The following is a 21,850-nucleotide window of genomic DNA, read 5'->3' on the forward strand; positions in this document are numbered from 1 at the left end:
CCGCATAAAGCCACGCTTCATTGACCGACGACAGCTACGAAAACGCCGCATCTCCGATCGTTCCGGGAGGCGGCGGCTCCGACATTTCCACGATCACGATCGAGGACGAACTGAAGCGTTCGTACCTCGACTACGCCATGAGCGTGATCGTCTCGCGCGCGCTTCCCGACGCCCGGGATGGGCTGAAGCCGGTTCACCGTCGCATCCTGTATTCGATGCACGACCTGAACATGACGCCGGAGCGCAGCTATTCGAAATGCGCCCGCGTCGTCGGTGACGTGCTGGGCCGGTTCCACCCCCACGGCGACGCCTCGGTCTATATGGCCCTGGTGCGGATGGCGCAGCCGTTCTCGATGGGGCTGATGCTGGTCGACGGCCAGGGCAACTTCGGTTCGGTCGACGGCGATATGCCTGCCTCGATGCGTTACACCGAGGCCCGGATGGCCCCGGCCGCCGTCGCCCTGATGGCCGATATCGACAAGGACACGGTCGATTTTCAGCCGAACTACGACGAGAAGGAGCTGGAGCCGGTCGTCCTGCCGAGCCGGATTCCGAACCTGCTGGTCAACGGCGCGGGCGGCATCGCCGTCGGCATGGCGACCAACATCCCGCCGCACAATCTGGGCGAGGTCGTCGATGCGGCCCTGGCCCTGCTGGATGATCCCAACGTCACCGACGACACCCTGCTGGACATCGTGCCCGGTCCAGACTTCCCGACCGGCGGCGAGATCATGGGCCGCACCGCCCCGCGCAACGCCCTGCGAGATGGTCGCGGCTCGGTCGTCGTGCGCGGTCGCGCCTCGGTGGAGGAGATCCGCAAGGACCGCGAGGCCATCGTCGTCACCGAACTGCCCTATCAGGTCAACAAACAGACGCTGATCGAGCGCATCGCCGAAATGGTGCGCGAGAAGCGGCTGGAAGGCATTTCCGACGTTCGCGACGAATCCGACCGCCAGGGCATGCGGATCGTGATCGAGCTGAAGCGCGACGCGTCCGGCGACGTCATCCTGAACCAGCTGTGGCGCTATACCGCCATGCAGAGCTCTTTCGGCGTCAACATGCTGGCGCTGAACCACGGCCGACCCGAGCAGATGGGCCTGCGCCAACTGCTGCAAATCTTCCTCGACTTCCGCGAGGAAGTCGTGGTTCGCCGCGTCAAGTTCGAGCTGAACAAGGCCCGCGACCGGGGCCACGTCCTGGTCGGTCTGGCCGTCGCCGTCGCCAATATCGATGAAGTGATTCACATCATCCGCTCCTCGGCCGATCCGACCGAGGCGCGCGAGCGGCTGCAGGCCAAGGCCTGGCCGGTCGGCGACATGATGGCCCTGGTCGAGCTGATCGCCGATCCGCGCACCGTTATCGTCGAGGGTGACAAGATCCGCCTGACCGACGAACAGGCCCGCGCCATCCTGGCCCTGACCCTGTCGCGTCTGACCGGCCTGGGCCGCGACGACATTTTCGGCGAGGCGCACGGCCTGGCCGACACCATCCAGGGCCACCTGACCATCCTGTCCGACCGCAAGAACGTCCTGGCCATCATCCGCGACGACCTGATCGACGTGAAGGATCGGTTCGCCGTTCCGCGCCGCACCCTGATCGGGGAAGGCGACGGCGAGATGGAGGATGAGGACCTGATCCCACGCGAGGACATGGTCGTCACCGTCACCCACGGCGGCTACGTCAAGCGTGTGGCGCTGAACGCCTATCGGACCCAGCATCGCGGCGGCAAGGGCCGCAGCGGCATGTCGATGAAGGACGAGGACGCCATCACCGGCGTGTTCAGCGCCTCGACCCACACCCCGGTCCTGTTCTTCGCCACCAACGGCAAGGCCTACAAGCTGAAGACCTGGCGTCTGCCGCTGGGCAACCCGCAATCGCGGGGCAAGGCCTTCGTCAATCTGCTGCCCATCGAGCCGGGCGACAGCATCATGAACGTCCTGCCTCTGCCCGAGGACGAGACGACCTGGGGCGACTACGACATCATGTTCGCCACCTCGAGCGGCGACGTGCGGCGCAACAAGCTGTCGGACTTCGCCACGGTCAACCGCGCCGGCAAGATCGCCATGAAGCTGGAAGGCTCTGACCGCATGGTCGGTGTCGGCCTGTGCACGGCGGACGACGACGTGCTGCTGACGACGGCGCGGGGCCGCGCGATCCGGTTCAAGGCCGAAGACGTGCGCGTCTTCAAGGGGCGGGATTCGACCGGCGTCCGGGGCGTGCGCCTGCAGGACGGCGACGAGGTCATCTCCATGGCCATTCTGGGCCGCGTGGACGCCACCCCGGAAGAACGCGCCGCCTACGTCAAACACGCCAACGCGATGCGCAAGGCCTTGGCCGGTGCGGATGCGGAAGAGGAAGCGCCTGTTGTCGAGGCCGATGACGAGGCCGCCAGCGACGCCGTTCTGTCGGTTGAGCGGATCGCCGAACTGGGCGCCGCCGAACAGTTCATCCTGACGATTACTGAAACCGGCTTCGGCAAGCGATCCTCGGCCTATGAGTATCGTCGTACGGGTCGTGGCGGCCAGGGTTTGACGGCCCACGGCCTGGGCGGTCGCGCCGGCACGCGTCTGGCGGCGGCCTTCCCGGTTGAGGAGACGGACGACCTTCTGCTGGTCACTTCGGGCGGTCAGATGATCCGCACCCGCATCGACCAGGTCCGCATCGTCGGCCGCTCCAGCCAGGGCGTCACCATCTTCCGCACCGCCAAGGACGAGAAGGTCGTCTCGGTCGAACGCCTGCCGGAAAGCGGTGGCGCGGATGATGCCGATGTCGGCGGAGAAAACGGCGGCGAGGCCTGATCCGCCTCCGCCCAGAGGGCAAGGGGAGGGGCGTTTGATCGCGACGATTCTGATCGACGGCCTTCCCGCCACGCCTGACGACCTGGCCCATCAGGCCTTGGTCAACTACGGCGCCTACACCTCCTTCCGCGTCGAGAACGGCGCCGCGCGGGGCCTCGATCTCCACCTCGCCCGTCTAGGGCAGGCCGCGGTCGAACTGTTCGGAGAAAGCCCCGGTGAGGTCGAGTTCCGGCGTCTGATGGCGCTGGCCGTCGCCGGTCGTGAGGCCTGCTGGCTGCGCGTCAGCCTGTTCTCGCCCGAGATCGGCCATCGCAACCCGGTTTTCGTCGGCCGACCGAAGGTGATGACCAGTGTCTCCCCTGCGCCGCCGCCGCTGGCGAACCGGGTGCGGGTCACCTCCGTGCCCTACGAGCGCGAAGCGCCGCATCTGAAGCATCTCGCCACCTTCGGCCTGGTCCGAGCCCGCCGCGCCGCGCGCGCCGCCGGGTTTGACGACGCCCTGTTTGTCGATGGGGCAGGGCGGGTGTCAGAGGGCACGCTGTGGAACATCGGCTTCGTTCAAGGCGACCGGATCGTCTGGCCCCAGGCCCCGATGCTGGCGGGCGTGACCCAGGCCTTGATCATGCGCGGTCTGCCCCAGGTCGGGCTGACCAGCGAAATGCGGCCGATCCGTCTCGACGAGGTCGGCGCCTTCGACGCCGCCTTCCTGTGCAACAGCGCCACGCCCGTCTGTCCGATCACCGTCATCGACGATGTCGCCTTCGCCAATGACCCGGCCCTGCTCGCCAAGGTCGAAGCGGCCTGGAGCGTCCAGGCAGCCCAGCCCATCTTGGATCATGACGATGACGAAGGCGTCAGCCGGCTAGGCCGCTGATTTCGCACCTGCTAAACGACGCTGACGCCACGCGACAGGCCGGGGAGACACGCATGCGCATCGGACTTTATCCGGGCACCTTCGACCCGGTGACGAACGGGCATACCGACATCATCAAGCGGGCGCTGAAGTTGGTGGACCGGCTGGTCATCGGCGTCGCCCAGAACGACGACAAGGGGCCGCTGTTCTCGACCGCCGAACGGGTCGAGATGCTGAAGGCCGAGATGGCGCCCCTCGGCGGCGACATCGTGGTCCAGCCGTTTTCGACCCTGCTGATGCATTTCGCCGAAGAGCTGGACGCCAGCGTGATCATTCGGGGGCTGCGCGCCGTCGCCGACTTTGAATACGAGTTCCAGATGACGGCCATGAACCAGCGCCTCAATCAGGACATCGAGACCGTATTCCTGATGGCCGATCCGCGCCATCAGGCGATCGCCTCGCGGCTCGTCAAGGAGATCGCCCGACTGGACGGCGCGATCGACAGTTTCGTCAGCCCCGCCATCGCCGAGCGCGTGCGGGCCAAGGTCAAGAACGGTTAGGGTAGACAAGACCATGCGCAAGGCCATCATCGCAGCGACCGTCGCCGCTCTTCTCGCGGCGGGCGCGGTCCAGGCGCCAGCTGTGGCGCAAACGGCGCCGGCGGCGTCCGACTGGCGCGCCATTGCGCCGGAAAATCTGCTCGTTATCGATACGTCGAAGGGCCGGGTGCTGGTCGAGCTGATCCCCGTCGCCGCGCCCAACCATGCGGAACGCATCCGCACCCTGGCCAATCAGGGCTTCTATGATGGTCTGAAGTTTCATCGCGTCATCCCTGATTTCATGGCGCAAACCGGCGATCCGAAGGGGACGGGCGAGGGCGGCAGCGAGCTGCCGGACCTGAAGGCCGAGTTCAGCTTCCGTCGCGGTCGCGACGCCGGCTTCGTCGCCGTGCCCAGCGTCGGCGCGGGCGTGCGCGGCCTGGTCGGCGATCTGCCGGTCCAGACCCAGCCCGACGCCCAGATGATGGTCACCGCCGACTTCAAGGTCGACGCCCACGGCCTGTTCTGTCCCGGCGTGTTGGGCATGGCCCGCTCGGGTTCGCCCGACAGCGCCAACAGCCAGTTCTTCCTGATGATGGGCGCGCGCGAACAGCTGGACGGCATCTACACCGCCTTCGGCCGCGTGGTGTCCGGCCTGGACGTGGTCGGCAAGCTGAAGAAAGGTTCGGACGCCGAGGACGGCAAGGTGACCGATCCCGACACCATGACCCGCGTCCGCATGGCCTCGGCCCTGCCCGAAGCCGAACGTCCGACGGTGCGCGTCCTGAACGCCGGCAGCGCCGCCTTCGCAGAACGGATCGCTGCGGCGCGCGCCGCGCGCGGCACGGCCTTCAGCGTCTGCGACATTCAGCCGGTCGCCGAAGTGACGGGCGGCTGACGCTTCGCAAACGGGGGAGGGGACGATGACGATACGGATTATGGCGATGGCGGCGGCCGTGCTGGCCGCCACGGCGGGCGCCGCCCTGGCGCAGGACACGACGCCCGTTCCCGCGCCCCCGCCGCCGCCCGGCGAATGGCGCACGATCGCGCCCGAGAACCTGCTGGTGATCGACACCAACAAGGGGCGAGTGCTGGTCGAACTGGCGCCCGAGATCGCGCCCGCCCATGTCGAACGCATCAAGCTGCTGGCGTCGCGCGGCTTCTTCGACAACCTGGTCTGGCACCGGGTGATCGACTGGTTCATGGCTCAGACCGGCGATCCGCTGGGCACTGGGGAGGGCCAGAGCTGGTATCCCGACCTGAAGGCCGAGTTCACCTTCCGCCGTGGGGCGGACATGGCCTTCACGCCGGTGGCGGCCCCGGTCGGCGCCTTGGTCGGCTTTGTCGATTCCATCCCGGTCCAGAGCCAGCCCGACGCCCTGATGTCCGGCACCAGCGACAAGAAGGTCCACGGTTGGGCGCTATATTGCCCGGGCGTCGCGGGCATGGCGCGTGACGAGGGCAACGACACCGCCAACAGCCAGTTCTTCCTGATGCGCCAGGCCTATCCGGCGTTGGACAAACGCTACACCGTCTGGGGTCGGGTCGTGTCCGGCCTTGACGTCGTGCGATCCCTGAAGGCCAGCGACACGCCGGATGGTCTGGTTCAGGGACCGGATCAGATGACCCGCGTCCGCGTGGCGTCGGATCTGCCCGCCGCCGAACGTCCGACGGCGGCCGTCCTGAACACCAACTCCGCCACCTTCCAGACCCTGGCGCAGCAGGCGCGTCAGGCGCGCGGCGCGGATTTCTCAGTCTGCGATATCGAACTGCCGGTGCGCGTCACGCCCGCCGCCTGATCAGGCGGCGGGGGCCGGCCGCCCCCGTCCGCGCCGACGACGCCGTCCTCTCGGCGGCTTCTTGTCTTCGCGCATCCTTTGCAGCAGCAGGCCTTCGCGCAGGCCCCGATCCGCGACCCGCACGCGTTCCGACGGCCAGGCGCGCTGCACCGCCTCCAGGATGGCGGCGCCCGCCAAAACGAGATCCGCCCGATCGGGACCGATGCAGGCCTCGCGCGCTCTCCCATCGGGCCCCAGCGCCTTTAGGCGATCCGCCGCGGCCTCGCAGTCCGCGCGCGTCATCCACAAACCATCGACGCGGTCGCGATTGTAGCGCGGCAGATTCAGGTGGATGCCCGCCAGGCTGGTGATCGCGCCCGAGGTGCCGACCAGATGCGCCCGGTTCTGCCGGAACAGGTCCAGCATCGGTTCGTCGACGATCCCGCCTGCTGCAATGGCCGCCCCCATATCGGCGACCATCGCCTCGTACCAGGCCTCGCCAGAGTTTGCGGGCTCGGGATGCCGCTCGGCCAGGGTCACGACCCCCACCGGCGCCGACATCCAGGCGGTGGTCGTCCAGTCGGTCCCGCTGCGCTTCAGCCACGACATCTCGGTCGAGCCGCCGCCGACATCGATGACCAGCACGGCCTCGGCCTTGGGGTCGATCAGGTTCAGGCATCCCTCGACCGCCAGACGCGCTTCTTCGGCGGGATCAATGATCCGCAAGCGCAGCCCCGTGCCCTTGCGCACCCGGTCGATGAAGTCGGCGCCGTTCTCGGCTGCGCGGCAGGCCTGGGTGGCGACGGCGCTCAGTCGCGCCGAATCGACGCCCTTGCGCACGATCCGCTCGGCGCACAGGGCCAGGGCGTCATAGGCCCGGTCCATGGCGCGCGGGTCCAGAAGGCCCGTCCGCGACAGCCCTTCGCCCAGCCGCACGATGCGGCTGAAGCTATCGACCACGCGAAAGCCTTCGCGTGACGGCCGCGCGATCAGCAGCCGGCAGTTGTTGGTCCCCAGATCGAGCGCGCCATACAGCGGCGCATCTCGACCCGACGCATCCCGCGAACGGGAAGGCTGGGACCGCTCGTCGCGCCGTCGGGGCGCGCCGTGGGTCTCCGGCATGGGCCGTCATCCGTTGTGGGCGGTCCAAAGCGGCGCCCGTCCTGATCAGCCTAACCCGCCAGGATCGTCCGCGCCAAGCCATTCTGTCAGGAAGATGAACAGACCGGCAGGCATTGGGGTCATGCGCTGAATCGTATGAAGCGCGATGACCCGCATTCAGACCGCCCGTTTCGCCATCGGCCAGATCGTACGCCACCGCGACGACGCCTTTCGTGGCGTCGTGATGGATGTCGATCACGCCTATGAGGGACCGGCCGGTGAAAGCGGCCTGGTCAGACCGGACCAGCCCTTCTACCGCGTCTTCGCCCTGGGCGAGGATGGCGGCTTTGTCGCCTACGCCGCCGAGGGCGCTCTTGAAGACGGCGATTCCGTCCTGCTGCCCGATGACGCCGAGCGGTGGTTCACCACCGACGGCATGGGCCACCACGCTCCGCTGGACGAACGTCTTCACTGACGGTTGGAAGCCGTGGCGGCGCCGGGCTAGGATGGCAGCAAAAGAGGAATACGCCATGTCCGACTTCGAACACGTCTTCGAACAGCCGCCAGAGGGCGCGGCTGCCGACTGGACCATTCCCCAGAACTGGGCCGCCTATACCGAGGTCGAGCACCGGACCTGGGACACGCTTTACGCCCGGCAGATGAAGATCCTGCCCGGTCGCGCCTGCGACGCCTTCATGCGGGGACTGGACGCACTGGATCTGAACGCCGGCGGGATTCCCGACTTCGACGTGATCAATCCCAAGCTCCAGGCACTGACCGGTTGGACCGTCGTCTGTGTGCCGGGCCTGGTCCCGGATGAGGTCTTCTTCGACCATCTGGCCAATCGCCGCTTCGTCTCGGGCCAGTTCATCCGCAAGCCGGACCAGCTGGATTACCTGCAGGAACCCGACATCTTCCACGATGTCTTCGGCCACGTGCCGATGCTGACCGACCCCGATTTCGCCGCCTATATGGAGGCCTATGGCAAGGGCGGGCAGCGGGCGGCCAGCCTGGGCATGCTGCCGAACCTGGCGCGCCTGTACTGGTATACGGTCGAGTTCGGCCTGATGAAGGAGGCGGACGGCCTTCGCATCTATGGCGCCGGCATCGTCTCCTCGGCGACCGAGAGCGTTTTTGCTCTGGACGATCCGTCGCCCAACCGCCTGGGTTTCGATCTGGAGCGGGTGATGCGGACCCTGTACCGGATCGACGATTTCCAGCAGGTCTATTTCGTCATCGACAGCCTGGAAGCCCTGAAGGATGAGACGCTCAAGGACTTCGGGCCGGTCTATGCGGCGCTGAAAGGCAAGGACGACCTCGCCATCGAAACCGTCCTGCCGACCGACCACGTCTTCACCCGCGGCACCCAGGCCTACGCCCAGCGCGGCGGGCGGTTCGCGGCCTGATCGGCGTCAGGTGTGCGTGATCAGGCTGTTGTGCTTGGTGTCGCGCATGCGGACGAAGGTCAGCAGCGACAGTCCAATCATGCCGGTCACGTACCAGAAGAAGACGCTCTCGACGCCCGCGCCTTTCAGCCAGAGCGCCACATATTCCGCCGTGCCTCCGAACACCGCGTTGGCGATGGCGTAAGGCAGAGCGACGCCGAGGGCGCGGATGTGGGCGGGGAACAGCTCGGCCTTCACCACCGCATTTATCGCCGTATAGCCCGACACGATCACCAGCCCAGCCAGCGCCAGGAGGAAGGCGACGAAAGGGCTCTCGACCGTCGATAGGGTCGTCATGATCGGCACGGTGCACAACACCCCCAGCACGCCGAAAGCGATCATCACGGGACGGCGTCCGACCCTGTCCGAAAGCGCGCCGACCGCCGGCTGAAGCAGCATGAAGACGAACAGGGCCGCCGCGCTGATTTCTGTCGCCGTGTTCTTGGAAAACCCGCTCGTATTGACCAGGAACTTCTGGAGATAGGTCGTGTAGGTGTAGAAGGCCAAGGTGCCGCCGGCGGTCAGGCCCAGCACCATCAACGCCTCTTTCGGGTGTTTCAGGATCAACTGAACGGCGCTGGATTTCGGGGCGTCCTTGGCCTCGGTCGCCTTATGGGTCTCGTCCAGCCGACGACGCAGCCAGAAGACGACGACCGCCAAGCCCGCGCCGACGAAGAAGGGAATGCGCCAGCCCCAAGACGCCAGCGCCGTCTCGCTCAACGTATTTTGCAGCACGATCAACAGCAGCAGGGCGATCAACTGACCCGAGATCAGGGTGACGTACTGGAAGCTGGACCAGAAGCCTCGGCGATGCGGCTCGGCCATTTCGGACAGGTAGGTGGCGCTGGATCCGTATTCTCCGCCGACGCTCAGCCCCTGCAACAGCCGCGCGAACAGCAGCAGCGCCGGCGCCGCCAGGCCGATCGTGGCATAGCCGGGCGTCACGCCGATGATCAGAGAGCCCGTGCACATCAGCGTCACCGAGAGGGTCAACCCCGCCTTGCGACCTTTGCGGTCGGCATAGACCCCCATGATCCATGCCCCGATGGGCCGCATCAAGAAGCCCACCGCAAAGACGGCGGCGGCGCTCAGCAGTTGCGCCGTCGGGTCTTCGCTCGGGAAGAACACGGGCGCGAAATACAGGGTGAAAGCCGCATAGGCGTACCAGTCGAACCACTCCACCAGATTGCCGGCCGATCCGCCGACGATATTTCTCAATCGGCGGGCGGGGCTCATGGGCGCTGCGGTCGTCATGGCCGGATCAGCCTCTCTGGAAGGGGTAGAAGTCGGTTCCGAGGTTCAGGATCGTCGTCAGTTCGTCCAGCGCGCTGCGGCTTTCCGTGAGCAGGTCAGGTTCGGCCAGATCGGCGGGGCGTAGTTCGTCGCGGTACCAGCGCCCGGCCCAATCCGACAGACGCGCATGCAGGTCGTCCGTAAGGCGCATGGCCGGGTTCGTCGCCGCCAGCTCGGTCTCAGTCAGCACGACGCGCAGCCGCAGGCAGGCCGGTCCGCCGCCGTTGCGCATCGACTGGCGCACATCGACATACTGCACCCGGCCGATCGGACCATTGGAGGCGGCTAATCCTTGCGCCACCGCATGGCTGCGCGAGTTGTCGCGCGTCTCGGTCGGACAGATCAGGGTCAGGCGATCCTCGCCCGGCACCTGGATCAGCATGGAGTTGAACAGATAGCTCGAGATCGCATCGGCCAGCGGCAGGTCGGCGGACGAGATCTCGACGAAGATCGGGTCGAACAGACCATCAGCTGCACGGCGAATGGCGGCCTGGGTTGCGGCCGTGTCCTCGAACGCCAGCTCGTGGAAGAACAAGGTGTCCAGCGACCCGACGCAGACCACATCGTTGTGGAAGGTGCCGCCCGCGATGGCGGCGCGGGATTGCTGGGCCAGGACCGGCCGTCCGGCTTCGTGGCGGCGCACGATGGCTTCCGACGCTTCGCGCGTCTGGCGGGCGGGGAAGGGGCCGTCCCACGGCTCGAACGCCTCGCGACCCCAGACCAGCAGATTGACGCCGCGGCCGCCATGTTGGGCGCACAGGCGGACGTGGTTTGCGGCGCCTTCGTCGGCAAGATGCGCGACCGCGGGCAGGGCGTCATGGACGGCGAACCGGCTGGCGTCGGGAAACAGGGCGTCCAGCGCGCGCTTCGTTTGCCGGTGCTCCAGGCTGCGGTGAAGATTGGTGTGCAGATTGGCCGGCGTGAAATGCACCCGGCCATCGGCGGCGTCGGCGCTGGGCGTCACGGTCGCGGCGTTGGCGGCCCACATGGGCGAGGCGGAGCAGGCGGCGGCGGCGAACGAGGGCGCGATCCGCCAGGCCCGCTCCAGCACCTGGGCGTCCGATCCAGCGAAGCCCAGGGTCCGCAGGAAGGGAATGTTCGGCCGCTCATGCGGCGGCAGGACGAACTGGGGCAGGCCCAGGTCCGCCAGGGTCTTCATCTTGTCGAGGCCCTGAAGCACGGCCGCACGCGGGTTGGACGCCTCGCCCTTGTTCAGGCTGGACGCCAGATTGCCCGGCGACAGACCGGCGTAGGAATGGGTCGGTCCGATCAGACCGTCGGCGTTGGCCTCGACAGCGCTGATCATCGCAATCCCTTGATCTCGCCTTCAATGTTGGCGACGGCGTCGGCCTCGAAACTGGCGACCGGATAGGCGCAATAGTCGGCGGCGTAATAGGCGCTGGGGCGGTGGTTGCCGCTGGCCCCCAGGCCGCCGAACGCCATGTCGCCGGCGGCGCCCGTCGTCGGCCGGTTGAAGTTGACCACGCCAGCCCGGATACGGCGGATGAAATGGTCCCAGTTCTTCGGATCATCGCTGACCAGACCGGCGGACAGGCCGTAGCGGGTGGCGTTCGCCGCCTGGATCGCCGCGTCGAACGAGCCAACGCGCGTCACCGACAGGAAGGGGGCGAACATCTCTTCGTCCGGCACGTCGACCCCCGTCACGTCGATGATGGCCGGCTTGACGAAGGCGCCGGGCAGGTTAGCGACCGGCCCCGAGGCGCGGATGACCTTGGCCCTCATGTCGATCCGTTCCTGCAAGGCCTTCAGCGCCGCCTCGGCCGCACGCGCCGAGATCAGCGGGCCGGCATAGGGTTCGGGATCGCTGTCCCACGGGCCGAAGATCAGCCGGTCGGACAGGGCGGCGATGGCTTCGATGATCGCATCGCCCTGCGGTCCTTCCGGCACGATCAGGCGACGCGCGCACGAGCAGCGCTGGCCGGTGGTGATGAAGGCGGACTGCACCGCGATGCCCGCGACAGCTTCGGCGTCCGCTGCGTCCCAGACGACCAGCGGGTTATTGCCGCCAAGCTCCAGCGCCATGATAACGTGGGGGTCGTCGGCGAACTTCCTGCGGAAATGCGCGCCCGCTGCACCCGAGCCGGTGAACATCAGGGCGTCGATGCCGGCGTCCAGCAGGGCCGCGCCGGTCTCACGCCCGCCCTGGACCACATTGACCACGCCGGTGGGCAGGTCGGCGGCGGCGAAGGCTTCGGCCATCACCTGACCGACCAAGGGCGTTTCTTCCGACGGCTTGAAGACGACCGTGTCGCCGGCCAACAGGGCCGGGACGATATGGCCGTTCGGCAGATGGCCGGGGAAGTTGAACGGGCCAAGCACCGCCGCCACGCCATGCGGACGGTGCCGCAGGGTCGCGCGGCCGAACGCCGTGTCGCTGGTCCGTTCGCCGGTGCGCTCGTCATAGGCGCGGATCGAGATGTCCACCTTGCCGATCATGGCGGCGGCCTCGGTCTTGGTTTCCCACAGCGGCTTGCCGGTCTCGCGCGCGATGGCCTCGGCGATCTGGGACGCGCGGTCTTTCAGGTCGGCTTGATAGCGCTTCACCGCGTCGATCCGGTCGGCGCGCGGCGCATCGGCCCAGGCAGGGAAGGCGGTGCGGGCGGCGTCGACGGCGGCCTGGACCTGCGCCGCGCTGGCGGCCTCGCCCTCCCAGTTGGTCGCTTCGGTGGCGGGATCGGTGGAGGTGAAACGGGTCATGATTTTACTCGCACAATGTCTCCGCTGCGCACCTTGAGCGCGGCGGCGGTTTCGGCCGTCAGGCGCACGGCGTCGCCATCAATGTCGGCCTTGGCGCGGACGGCGCGGAAGGCGGCGACGCTGTCGGTCGAGATCAGGGCCGGCAGTTCGGCCTCAACCCCCTCGACGATCTGAACCGTCAGGCGCCGGGCGTCGCGCACGGTCCGGATATTGTCGCGCCCGCATGCGACGGTCGGACCGGCGTCGAAGATGTCGACCAGACCATTGGGCCGGAAGCCCTCGCTTTCCAGCAGGGCCATGGCCGGCACGCCTTGCGGATGGACCTTGCCGATCACCGCGCGGGCCGGTTCGGGCAGCAACTCGGTATAGATCGGGTGGCGCGGCGCCAGGTCGAGGATGAATTGCTTATCCGTCGAGCCGGTCATCCGGTCGGCGTGGTCGAACTCCATCGGGAAGAACTTGTGCGCCACATGGTCCCAGAACGGGCAGGCGCCGTCGGGCGTGAAGACCCCGCGCAACTCGGCCAGTACATTGTCGGCGAACAGCTCGGGCTGGGCGCCGATCAGCATATATCGCGACTGGCTGAGCAGACGGCCCGCGCCGCCCTTTCTCCGATCCGCCTTCAGGAACAGGGACCCGACCTCAGTCCAACCCGTGCATTCATTGACCAGAACCAGCGTCTGATGATCCAGCTTCACCCCCAGCGAGGGCGACTGGACGGTGTTGTTGACGACGCGGAACGAGAAGAAGGGGCGTTTCAGCCCCACCGTCGCCTTCACCGAGCCGACGCCGTCGATGTCCCCCGTGTCGCCGTCTTCCAGCATCAGGGTGTACCAGGCCTCTTGCCAGGGCACGCGACCTTCGAAGCTGGCCTGGCTCAGCTCCAGCCGATCGGCCAGGGCGTCGGGGTCTTCGGGCAGGCTGGTGAAGCCGGGGCCGGACAGGATGGCCAGTTCCAGCAGATGGTCGAGATCGGCGGGGCCGGCGGGACGGACGACAAGCATTCTACAGGGTTTCCATCCGCAGGGATTTCAGTTTGGCGGCGTCGATTTCACCCGATGCGATCTTGCACAGGATCAGAGCGCTGAGCTGGGCGCGTTCGACGAAGCTGTCGGGCCAGGCAAACTCCTGATCCGAATGGATGTCGCCGCCGCGCACCCCCAGGGTGTCGATATTGGGCAGGCCGGCCGCGTGCAGATTGTTGCCCTCGCACACCCCGCCCGACGGTGTCCAGGCGATGGGCTGGCCCAGCAGGGCTCCCGCTTCCTTCACCGCTTCGAACAGGGCGGTCTGGGCGGCGTCCATCGGTTTGGGCGCACGGGTGAAGCCGCCGTGCAGATCCAGCGTCAGGCCCTCGAACGGCGGTGTCGCGGCGATGGCTCGCACGGATGCGTCGATCCAGTCGGCCGCCGCCTTGTCCGGCACCCGGACGTTGAATCGCACCACGGCGTTGTCGGCGACGACGTTCAGCGCGCCCCCGCCCGAAATCTTGGCGACGTTGACGGTGACGCCCTCGTGCTGACCGTTCAGTCCGTGCAGGGCGGCGGCGATGATGGCGGCGCCGGCCACCGCATTTCGGCCTTCATCGAAGGCGCGGCCGGCGTGAGCGGCGCGACCCGTCACGATCAGATGATAGTTGCCGCTGCCCTTTCGCGCGCCCGCCAGCGTGCCATCCGCCAGCGCCGGCTCGTAGGTCAGGCCGACATGGCCGCGCGCGCCCAGTTCGGCCAGCAGCGGAGCGGAAGCCGGCGAGCCGATTTCTTCGTCGGGGCTCAGCAGCACGGTCCAGCCGACGCCGTGTCTGTCAGGATGGGTCTCGAACGCCTCCAGCGCGGCCAGAAGCACGCTGATCCCGCCCTTCATGTCGGCGACGCCCGGCCCGTTGAGAGCGCCGTCGGCCCGCGTGGTCACGGTCTGGAACCGGCTGTCGGCGGGGAAGACGGTGTCATAGTGGCCGGTCAGCACGACCTGGATCGGCGCATCCGGTCGGGCGGTGATCTTCAGCGCGTCGGCATGGGCCTCGGTCCGCACCGATCCGTCGTCGGCGACGGTTGTCGAGCCCTGTGTCGGGAGGCGTTCGACGGTGGCGGGCAGGGCGCTCGCCGTCGCTGCCAGCGCATCCAGCACAGCATTCAGCCCGGCGGCGTTGCGGCTGCCGGAGTTGATGTTCGCCCAGTCGATGGTGCGGCCGATGATCGTCTCGCGTCGCGCGGCGACGTGGTCGAGGACGGCCTGGTCCGAGGTCAGAATCCGCATCGGCCGGACCCTAGACGCCTCGACCCCAAAGGTGAAGGTCGGGGCCTGTAAGTCATCGCCGATCACCGCTAGGTTCCGCTCGAAACGAGGGCCCCAATGCAACGCAACAAGATCGACCTCTGGCTCCGCGCCATGAACCCGCTGAAGCTGCCGCGCGGCATGGCCGAGGCCCAGCGTTCGGCGCGGTCGATGGTGATCGGCCTGGTCATCGCCCTGATCGTCGGCCTGATCCCGACCTGGTGGATGTTCACCTCGGGCTGGTTCGAGACGGCGATGAGCGCGGAGTACGCCAAGATGGGTCTGTCGGCGGATCAGTTGGCCATGCAGCAGGAGATGATGAAGGTCATGTGGCCGTTCGCTATCGCCTCGGGCGCGATCTTCTCCGTCCTGTTCTATGGCGTCGTGGCGGTGGTTCAGTGGCGCATGATGACGCGCGCCATCCCGATCATCATGCTGGCGCTGATCGCCTACAGCGTGGTGGCCAATCTGGGGATGCGGCTGCTGGGGACCATGCCGTCGCTGGACCTTCCGCTGTGGATCAACCTGACGACCTGGCCGGCCATGATCGTGTCAGGCGTGATCTATGTCGCGTCGCTGCAGGGCGCCATGCTGCTGCATCGTCTGAAGCAGGAGGCGTGATGTCGGTCGTCCTCTACCACAATCCGAAATGCAGCACGTCGCGCAACGCCCTCGCCCTGCTGCGCGAACAGGGCGTCGAGCCGACGGTCGTCGAATATCTGAAGACCGGATGGGATCGCGAGACGCTTCAGCGATTGGCGTCCAAAATGGGCGTCGGTTTGTCCGGCCTGTTGCGTAAGAAGGAAGCCGACGCCAAGGCGCTGCTGGACGCCGGCGCAGATGACGAAACCTTACTGGCCGCAACGATCGCTCAGCCGATCCTGATCGAACGTCCGATCGTCGAAACCGATAAGGGCGCGGTCATCGGACGTCCCGTGGAGCGGGTGCTGGACGTTCTCTAGCGACAGATCCGATGGGGCGGCCTAGCGGTTGCGGCCGCCCCGGTTCGGACGACGGTCGCCCGCCTCGCGGCTTTCGTGACGCCAGCGGATCGACAGGCTGGTCTGGCCCTGGCCGCCGAACTGCGAGGCGATGGCGACGTTGCGCCGAGGCTGCCATTCGACCTTGACCGCCGCGCCGTTCTGACCGCCGCCGATGACCTCCAGATAGACGTCGTCGGTGATGTAGCGACCGCCTGCAACGGTGACCGCAGACGCGTCGCCGCCGAACGACAGCCGGTCCAGACCCGCCAGTTCGCGCAGGTTGCCGATCACGTCGAACCCGCCGCCGCCCGCCAGGGCCGCGACCCCGGCCGCCAGCTGCGCCGCCTCGAAGGCCGACAGCTGTGACGCCGAACGTCCGAACAGCACCTGCGACAGGATTTCGTCCTGGGGCAGGGACGGGGTCGAGGTCAGGGCGATCTTGGGTTCGGCGGCCGTCCCGGTGACGTTGATCGAGGCGGTCAGGGCCGCGTCCTCGCGCGTCGCCGCCAGGTTCAGACGGATCTGCTTGGGATCGGTCGATAGGGTGACGCGACCGGTGTCGTCGAACACAAACCGCTTGCCCGCGAACTCATAATCGCCGCGCACCACATTGGCCGTACCGGTCAGTTGCGGCTGGGCGATGGTGCCGCGCACCCGGGCGTTCACGTCCAGGATCACGTTCAGGCCGCGACCGTTGACCCGCACCTTGCCGCCGCTGGAACGCAGGACGATGTCCATGCCGATCTGCGGGCCGCGCGCCTTCTGCTCCGTCTCCTCCGGATCGCCGCCGGGACGATTGATCTCGACCACATCCATCGAGACGATGCCGGTCGCGCCGGGCAGTTCCGGTTCGATCTTGGCCTCGTCGATGTCGATGCGGCCGCCCAACTGGATATTGCCGTCGGCGCCGCGAACGATGGTGATCGGGCCCGAGGCGCGCGCCTCGGCGATATCGTTGTCGATGACCCGGAAGCGGTTCAGCATCAGTTGTGCGTTCGATCCGGAGCCTTGGCGCAGGCCTATGCGGCCCTGACCGAACACGGTGCCGCCCTTGCCGTCATTGGCCGTGAAGGTTTCGATCTGGGCGGCTGTGTCGTCGAACCGGGTCCGCAGCGTCAGGTCGCTGAGCACCAGACCGACCGCGTTCTCGCGATAGGAGCCTTGGCTCAGATCGAACCGGCCGTTCAGACGCGGTGCGTTCAGCGTCCCGCCGATCGTCGCCTGACCCGCCACCTGACCCGCCAGGCTGCGGTCGCCGCCCAGGAACAGGTCCCAGATCGGCTGGATCTGCCCGTTGATCGACACCCGGCCCGACATTTCGCGCGTCCGGGCGATGGCTAGGCGCAGCGGCGCGGCCGAGGCCTCGACCGGCAGGACGACATCGGCGGACGCCTGAACCGCGCCCTCGTCGACCGCCGTCGCCTTGATGCTCAGCCGGTCGCCCGCCAGGGTGGCGTCCACGCGTCCGTCGACGGCCAGGCCGCGCGGCGCGTCGATGCTGCGCACGTTCTGGAGCGCGATATTGGCCGTACCTGACAGGTCGCTGCCGGCGCCGCGCAGGGCGACCTGACCCGTCACGCTGCCGCGCAGTTCGGGCGAGATGGAGCCCAGATCCACACGGGTCAGGTCGGCCTGGATCGCGGCGCCGCGCGCATCCTGACGCAGGTCGGCCAGCAGCACGCCGCCGCCCACGCCCAGATCCAGATGCGCTGTACGCGTGGCGCCGTTCAGGGTGATCGAGGCGGGACTGCGGGTCGTGAAGGCCACCTCGCGCACCCGGCCGCCGCCGCGAAGCGTCAGGCCGTGCGTCGTGTTCTGCCGGGAATAGACGCCCGTGCCGTTGAACTGGGCCGGGCTGGGGCCGCCCACGTCCAGCGCCAGGGTGAAGGGCAGGTTGTTCAGCGTTCCGCGTCCGTCCAGATCCAGATTGCGAATGATCCAGCTCTGACCCGCCAGCCGGACATTGCGACCGCTGACATCCAGAATGGCGCTGTCCGATCCGCCGCCGTCGGTCAGCCGCACTCGTCCATTGGCCTCGCCCGACGCCAGGAAGGCCCCGGCGCGCGCCGAAAAGGTCAGGTCCGCGCTGGAAGGAATACTGTCGGACAGGGCGATGGCGCCCCTGGCCGTCACGCCGCCGGCGTCCACGTCCAGATCGCTCAATCGTATGCGCTTGCCGCCCAGGAAGAAGTTGCCCGACGCGCGCGCCGGACCATAGTTCGAGCCGCTGACCACCGAAATCCGGCCGTCCGACGCATCCGCGCCCTTGCGGAAGCTCAGCGTCAGGTCGGCGTTGTTCAGCGTCAGCGCGCCGGCCGTGACCTGTTGGAAGCCGGCGGTCAGATCGACGCGCGGTTGGGCCAGGGTGCCGGTCAGGGCGCCGCGTCCGTTCATGTCGCCGCCGATCTCGACCGGCCCGGCCGCGAACGGCCCGCGCGCGTTCCAGTCCAGCGCCAGCCTCAGCTTGCCGGCGGTTTCGATGATGCCCTTGGCCCCCGCGCGCCCGGCCGCGCCGGTCAGTTCGCCGCGCTCGACCTCGATGCGTCCGCCGTTCAGCTTGCCGGCCAGTTGCAGGCGCGGCGTCTTGCCGAGCAGGCGATCCAGCTCGTGCAGACCCACGGTCAGATTGCGGCCCCGTCCGTCGAAGTTCAGCACCCACGGCGCGCCCGCCCGCGCCGACGAGGCCCGGATCGAGCCGCCGAAAGCGCCGCGCGCGTCAGGCAGCACGCGCCTGGCGTCGGTCAGCTGCGCCTCGCCGCGGAAGCTCATCCCGCCCAGCAGATTGCGCGAGCCCGAGCCGTTCAGCGTCAGGCCCTGGCCCTGCAGATCGACCTTGGTCAGCAGGATGGCGCCGTCCTTCATCCGCGCCGCCTTCATCTGCACGCGCGGGGCCGGACCCAAGAGGCCCCCGATGATGCCTTCGCCCGATCCGCCGTTCGCACGAATGTCGCCGTCCAGATCGATGCGGCCGTTCTTGACCGCGACGTTCAGCGGTCCGGCGATGCGCGTGGCGCGATAGCTGGCGACATTGGCGTTCAGCAGGGTGACCTGGCCGTCCAGCGTCCAGGTCTGGGCGTCGCCCTTGAACAGGCCGGAATAGGCCGCTGGTCCCGCCACATCGGACCCGACCAGCCGGCTCAACGAGGCCGTCTGAATATTGAGGCTGATTCCATCGGGCGAACTGCGGTCGGAGTTGCGGATCAGGCCGCGCGCCTCGGACTGGACGTTGTCGGAAATCAGTTTCCACGCGACGCCTTGGCTGGCCTTGTCCGGCGTCGGAACCATGGCGAAGCCGAACCGCGCGGTGCGGCCGATCTTGGTGACGAAGGGCGCCAACAGGTCCGAGTTGCTGAAATCGGCGAAGCCCGCGACGCGAGAGCCCTTGTCGCCGAAATGGCCCTGGACGATCAGGGGGACGAACTGTCCCGTCTGGACCCGCGCATTGACGACATCGGCGTTCAGAACCGCAACCGCCGAGAATGGCTGATCCGGCGAATAGCCCAAGGCGCCGGCCAGCGGTCCGCCCTGAGCCTCATTGGCGCGCAGGTTCAGGCGCGTGTCTTCCAGCTTGCCGCCGAAGGTCGCCGCCAGACGCAGGAAGTCGCCCGGTCGGTTCAGGCTGTCTGCGTTGACCGTCGCGCTCTTGGCCCCGGCGCGCGGCAGGCTGGCGTCGCCCGACAGGCTCCAGCGGCCGTACTCCTTGGAGAAGCCCTCCAACAGCTCGACATTGGCCGCGAACTTGTCGATCCGAACCGAGATCGGCTGCGGACTGGGCGGCTCTCCGGTCGGCGGCTCGACCACGGGTCGGCGCAGGACGCGGATGGTCTCGGCCTTGATATCGTTCGCATGGAAGCTGCGGCCCAGCAGGGCCAGATACGACCAGTCCATGCTGAGGTTGTTCGCCTCCAGCCAGATGCCCTGACTGTCGGCCAATGTGATGCGGTCGATGGTGAAATCGCTGAGCAGATCGCCCTGCAGCCCATAGACCTTCAGCCGGCCGTAGCGGCTGATCTTCAGGTCCTGAAGCCGTTGCAACACCATGTCGCGACCGCCGTCCGAGGCGATATAGGCGCGCCCTCCGACCAGTGCGGCGGCGATCAGCACCAGCAGTCCGGCCAGCACCACGCCCACGCCCAGGGCGATGCGTCTGACCAGCCCGCGACGCGGCTTTGCGGGCCGCGCGGCCTTGGCCGGCGTCGTTGCGCTTTCAGGCGTGGCTTCGGGCGGTGTATCGGTCAAAACGCCTGCCCGATGCTGATGTAAATCTGGAAGGCCGAGTCGCCCTCACGCTTGTTGAGCGGCATGGCGACATCCGCCCGGATCGGTCCGAACGGCAGCATGTAGCGCACACCCACGCCCGCGCCGTAGCGCATGTTGGTCAGGTTCGGCGTCTCCTGGAAGCCTACGGACCCGGCATCGACGAAGGCGACGGCCTGGAAGCTCTGACCGATCGACTGGCGCACTTCGAAAGAGGTTTCAAACAGCGACAGACCGCCCCGCGGCGTGCCGTCCGGCAGCTGCGGATTGACGTTCTGGTACGAATAGCCCCGCACCGAACCCCCGCCGCCGGAATAGAACAGACGGTCGGCCGGCACGTTCAGCTCGCTGCCGCCGACGATGGAGCCGATCTTCATGCGCCCGGCCAGGATGGTGCGATCACCCGCGACAGGGAAGTAGGCCGTGCCTTGCGTTTCGGTGCGCAGGAACAGGATGTTGCTCTCGCCGGTCACCGCCGTCGGCTGAACCGCCAGATTGACCCGCCAGCCCTTGGTGGGATTCAGCGGATCGTTGGAATGGTCGATGTAGGCGCTGGTCCGCGCGGTGATGATCGCCAGATCACGGTCAAAGGTCACGCGCTGAGGGGGCAGGGTGGTGAAATCATAGCGGGTCTCGCTGTAGCGCCCGGCGTCCAGCCCGATTCCGTAGTTGAAGTAGGAGGTCTTGCCGATCCGCTGCTGGAGGTCGGCGTACAGAACCACGGCGGTGCGCAGATAGGCGTCTGTATCCTCGTTGACGACCGCCGCGCCCAGCTTCAGCGTCCGGCCGGGCCGACGCCAGTGAGGCAGGGACAGGTCGGCGCCGATCCGGCTGTCGATGTCAGCCAGTCGCGCTTCCAGCCTCAGCGTGTCCGCGCGGCCGAAGCGATTGTAGCGGGTCTGGATCACGTCCACGCCCGCGCCCTCGGCTGTCGACCAGGTGGCGCCGGCCTCCAGCACGCGACGGGGGCGGTCTTGCAGGCTAACCACGACGGGGCGATGACCATCAGCGGTGATCTGATCCAGCGGCGACAGCGCGACGCTGACGCCGTCATAGACGCCGGTGTCCAGCAGCCGGCGTTCCAGCTCCGCGACCATTTCGGGATCGTAGCGATCGCCCTCGTTCCACGGCGCCAGGCCCGCGACCCAGGCGGGATTGGTGCGGCCCTGGCTGGTCAGACGCACGCCGTCCAGACGCACCAGCGCGCCGGAGGCGATGCGATACTCCGGCGCGACAGTGAAGGCCGCGTGATCCACCACGACACGGCGCGGATTGGCCTTGGCGTCGGCATAGCCGTCACGCACCAACGCCGCCACGGCCCGACCTTCGCCCGATATGACGTCCGCCGCCCGCCCCGGATCGCCGGCCTTCAGGGCAATGGCGTCTTTGGCCTTGTCCGCCGCCTCGGCCTCCGGGGCGGGATCGGCCCACTGGATCGTCGGATCGGTCAGCAGGAAACGGCGCCCCGGTTCGACCGAGACCACCGCGATCGGCGTCTCCTCGCCCTCGACGATGTCTTCGACGACCGGTTGATAGTAGCCTTCGGATCGCAGCAGGGCGGTCGCCGAGGTCACGGCGCTTTCGGCGCGACGACGCGCCTCAAAGCGGCTGGCCGGCGCGCCATCCACCTCGCCCACGGCCCGCTCCAGCGCCCGCCGCAGATCGCCGTCCATGTCGCCCCGGATTTGGGCGCGGGGTTCCGCCGCAGCTGCATGGGCGCAGGCCGAAAACGCCGCGAGGGCGACCAGCAGGGTAGGCCTGAACGTCAAACTCGATCTTTCGTCAAAAGGACGCCCCCCGGCATACCTGTT

The 21,850-nt window shown here is 67.7% G+C and carries 17 protein-coding genes; 9 read left to right on the forward strand and 8 right to left on the reverse strand.

What is annotated here, in order from left to right:
- Positions 1–20: 20 nt before the first annotated feature.
- The 5 genes from gyrA to Q9R14_RS02670 are packed head-to-tail and all read left to right on the forward strand — an operon-like array spanning position 21 to position 5,989.
- The gene (gene gyrA, locus Q9R14_RS02650; protein ID WP_306003407.1) at positions 21–2,798 is read left to right on the forward strand and encodes a DNA gyrase subunit A; all 2,778 of its coding nucleotides are present in this window, start codon (positions 21–23) and stop codon (positions 2,796–2,798) included.
- A 34-nt stretch (positions 2,799–2,832) separates the two neighbouring features.
- A complete protein-coding gene (locus tag Q9R14_RS02655) occupies positions 2,833–3,672 on the forward strand; it encodes an aminotransferase class IV (RefSeq protein WP_306003408.1) in 840 nt (279 codons plus the stop codon).
- Positions 3,673–3,725: 53 nt separating this feature from the next.
- Complete coding sequence (gene coaD / locus Q9R14_RS02660) at positions 3,726–4,211, forward strand: pantetheine-phosphate adenylyltransferase (RefSeq protein ID WP_017504115.1); 486 nt, start codon at positions 3,726–3,728, stop codon at positions 4,209–4,211.
- Between the two features lie 13 nt (positions 4,212–4,224).
- Positions 4,225–5,088, forward strand: coding sequence for a peptidylprolyl isomerase (locus Q9R14_RS02665; protein WP_306003409.1), 864 nt, complete (start codon positions 4,225–4,227; stop codon positions 5,086–5,088).
- A gap of 25 nt (positions 5,089–5,113) precedes the next feature.
- On the forward strand, positions 5,114–5,989 hold the full coding sequence (locus Q9R14_RS02670; protein WP_306003410.1) for a peptidylprolyl isomerase: 876 nt from the start codon (positions 5,114–5,116) through the stop codon (positions 5,987–5,989).
- Here Q9R14_RS02670 and Q9R14_RS02675 read toward each other — a convergent pair whose 3' ends face one another.
- Positions 5,990–7,090 carry a Ppx/GppA phosphatase family protein gene (locus Q9R14_RS02675; RefSeq protein ID WP_306003411.1) on the reverse strand — a complete coding sequence of 367 codons (1,101 nt, stop codon included), beginning with the start codon at positions 7,088–7,090 and terminating at the stop codon, positions 5,990–5,992.
- Positions 7,091–7,235: 145 nt separating this feature from the next.
- Between Q9R14_RS02675 and hspQ the strand changes: the two genes are divergently transcribed.
- Complete coding sequence (hspQ, locus tag Q9R14_RS02680; RefSeq protein WP_017504111.1) at positions 7,236–7,544, forward strand: heat shock protein HspQ; 309 nt, start codon at positions 7,236–7,238, stop codon at positions 7,542–7,544.
- A 55-nt stretch (positions 7,545–7,599) separates the two neighbouring features.
- Positions 7,600–8,475, forward strand: coding sequence for a phenylalanine 4-monooxygenase (phhA, locus tag Q9R14_RS02685; protein ID WP_306003412.1), 876 nt, complete (start codon positions 7,600–7,602; stop codon positions 8,473–8,475).
- A gap of 6 nt (positions 8,476–8,481) precedes the next feature.
- Here phhA and Q9R14_RS02690 read toward each other — a convergent pair whose 3' ends face one another.
- From Q9R14_RS02690 to Q9R14_RS02710, 5 genes are read right to left on the reverse strand one after another with little or no spacing between them, the layout of a single operon-like run.
- A complete protein-coding gene (locus Q9R14_RS02690; RefSeq protein ID WP_306003413.1) occupies positions 8,482–9,768 on the reverse strand; it encodes an MFS transporter in 1,287 nt (428 codons plus the stop codon).
- 7 nt (positions 9,769–9,775) lie between these two features.
- On the reverse strand, positions 9,776–11,113 hold the full coding sequence (gene astB / locus Q9R14_RS02695; RefSeq protein WP_306003414.1) for an N-succinylarginine dihydrolase: 1,338 nt from the start codon (positions 11,111–11,113) through the stop codon (positions 9,776–9,778).
- Positions 11,110–12,525, reverse strand: a complete 1,416-nt coding sequence (gene astD, locus Q9R14_RS02700) for a succinylglutamate-semialdehyde dehydrogenase (protein ID WP_306003415.1) — start codon at positions 12,523–12,525, stop codon at positions 11,110–11,112. The genes astB and astD overlap by 4 nt, the downstream gene beginning before the upstream one ends.
- Complete coding sequence (locus tag Q9R14_RS02705; RefSeq protein WP_306003416.1) at positions 12,522–13,529, reverse strand: arginine N-succinyltransferase; 1,008 nt, start codon at positions 13,527–13,529, stop codon at positions 12,522–12,524. The genes astD and Q9R14_RS02705 overlap by 4 nt, the downstream gene beginning before the upstream one ends.
- A gap of 1 nt (position 13,530) precedes the next feature.
- A complete protein-coding gene (locus Q9R14_RS02710) occupies positions 13,531–14,781 on the reverse strand; it encodes a hydrolase (protein WP_306003417.1) in 1,251 nt (416 codons plus the stop codon).
- Between the two features lie 96 nt (positions 14,782–14,877).
- Between Q9R14_RS02710 and Q9R14_RS02715 the strand changes: the two genes are divergently transcribed.
- Together Q9R14_RS02715 and arsC are read left to right on the forward strand one after the other, a co-directional pair.
- The gene (locus Q9R14_RS02715; RefSeq protein ID WP_306003418.1) at positions 14,878–15,420 is read left to right on the forward strand and encodes a hypothetical protein; all 543 of its coding nucleotides are present in this window, start codon (positions 14,878–14,880) and stop codon (positions 15,418–15,420) included.
- Positions 15,420–15,761, forward strand: coding sequence for an arsenate reductase (glutaredoxin) (gene arsC / locus Q9R14_RS02720; RefSeq protein WP_306003419.1), 342 nt, complete (start codon positions 15,420–15,422; stop codon positions 15,759–15,761). The genes Q9R14_RS02715 and arsC overlap by 1 nt, the downstream gene beginning before the upstream one ends.
- Before the next feature lie 21 nt (positions 15,762–15,782).
- Here the strand turns inward: arsC and Q9R14_RS02725 are convergent, their stop codons facing one another.
- On the reverse strand, positions 15,783–20,021 hold the full coding sequence (locus Q9R14_RS02725; protein WP_306003420.1) for a translocation/assembly module TamB domain-containing protein: 4,239 nt from the start codon (positions 20,019–20,021) through the stop codon (positions 15,783–15,785).
- The gene (locus Q9R14_RS02730; protein WP_306003421.1) at positions 20,018–21,808 is read right to left on the reverse strand and encodes an autotransporter assembly complex family protein; all 1,791 of its coding nucleotides are present in this window, start codon (positions 21,806–21,808) and stop codon (positions 20,018–20,020) included. The genes Q9R14_RS02725 and Q9R14_RS02730 overlap by 4 nt, the downstream gene beginning before the upstream one ends.
- Positions 21,809–21,850 lie beyond the last annotated feature (42 nt).

Source organism: Brevundimonas sp. C43, from assembly GCF_030732185.1.
GTDB lineage: Bacteria > Pseudomonadota > Alphaproteobacteria > Caulobacterales > Caulobacteraceae > Brevundimonas > Brevundimonas diminuta_C.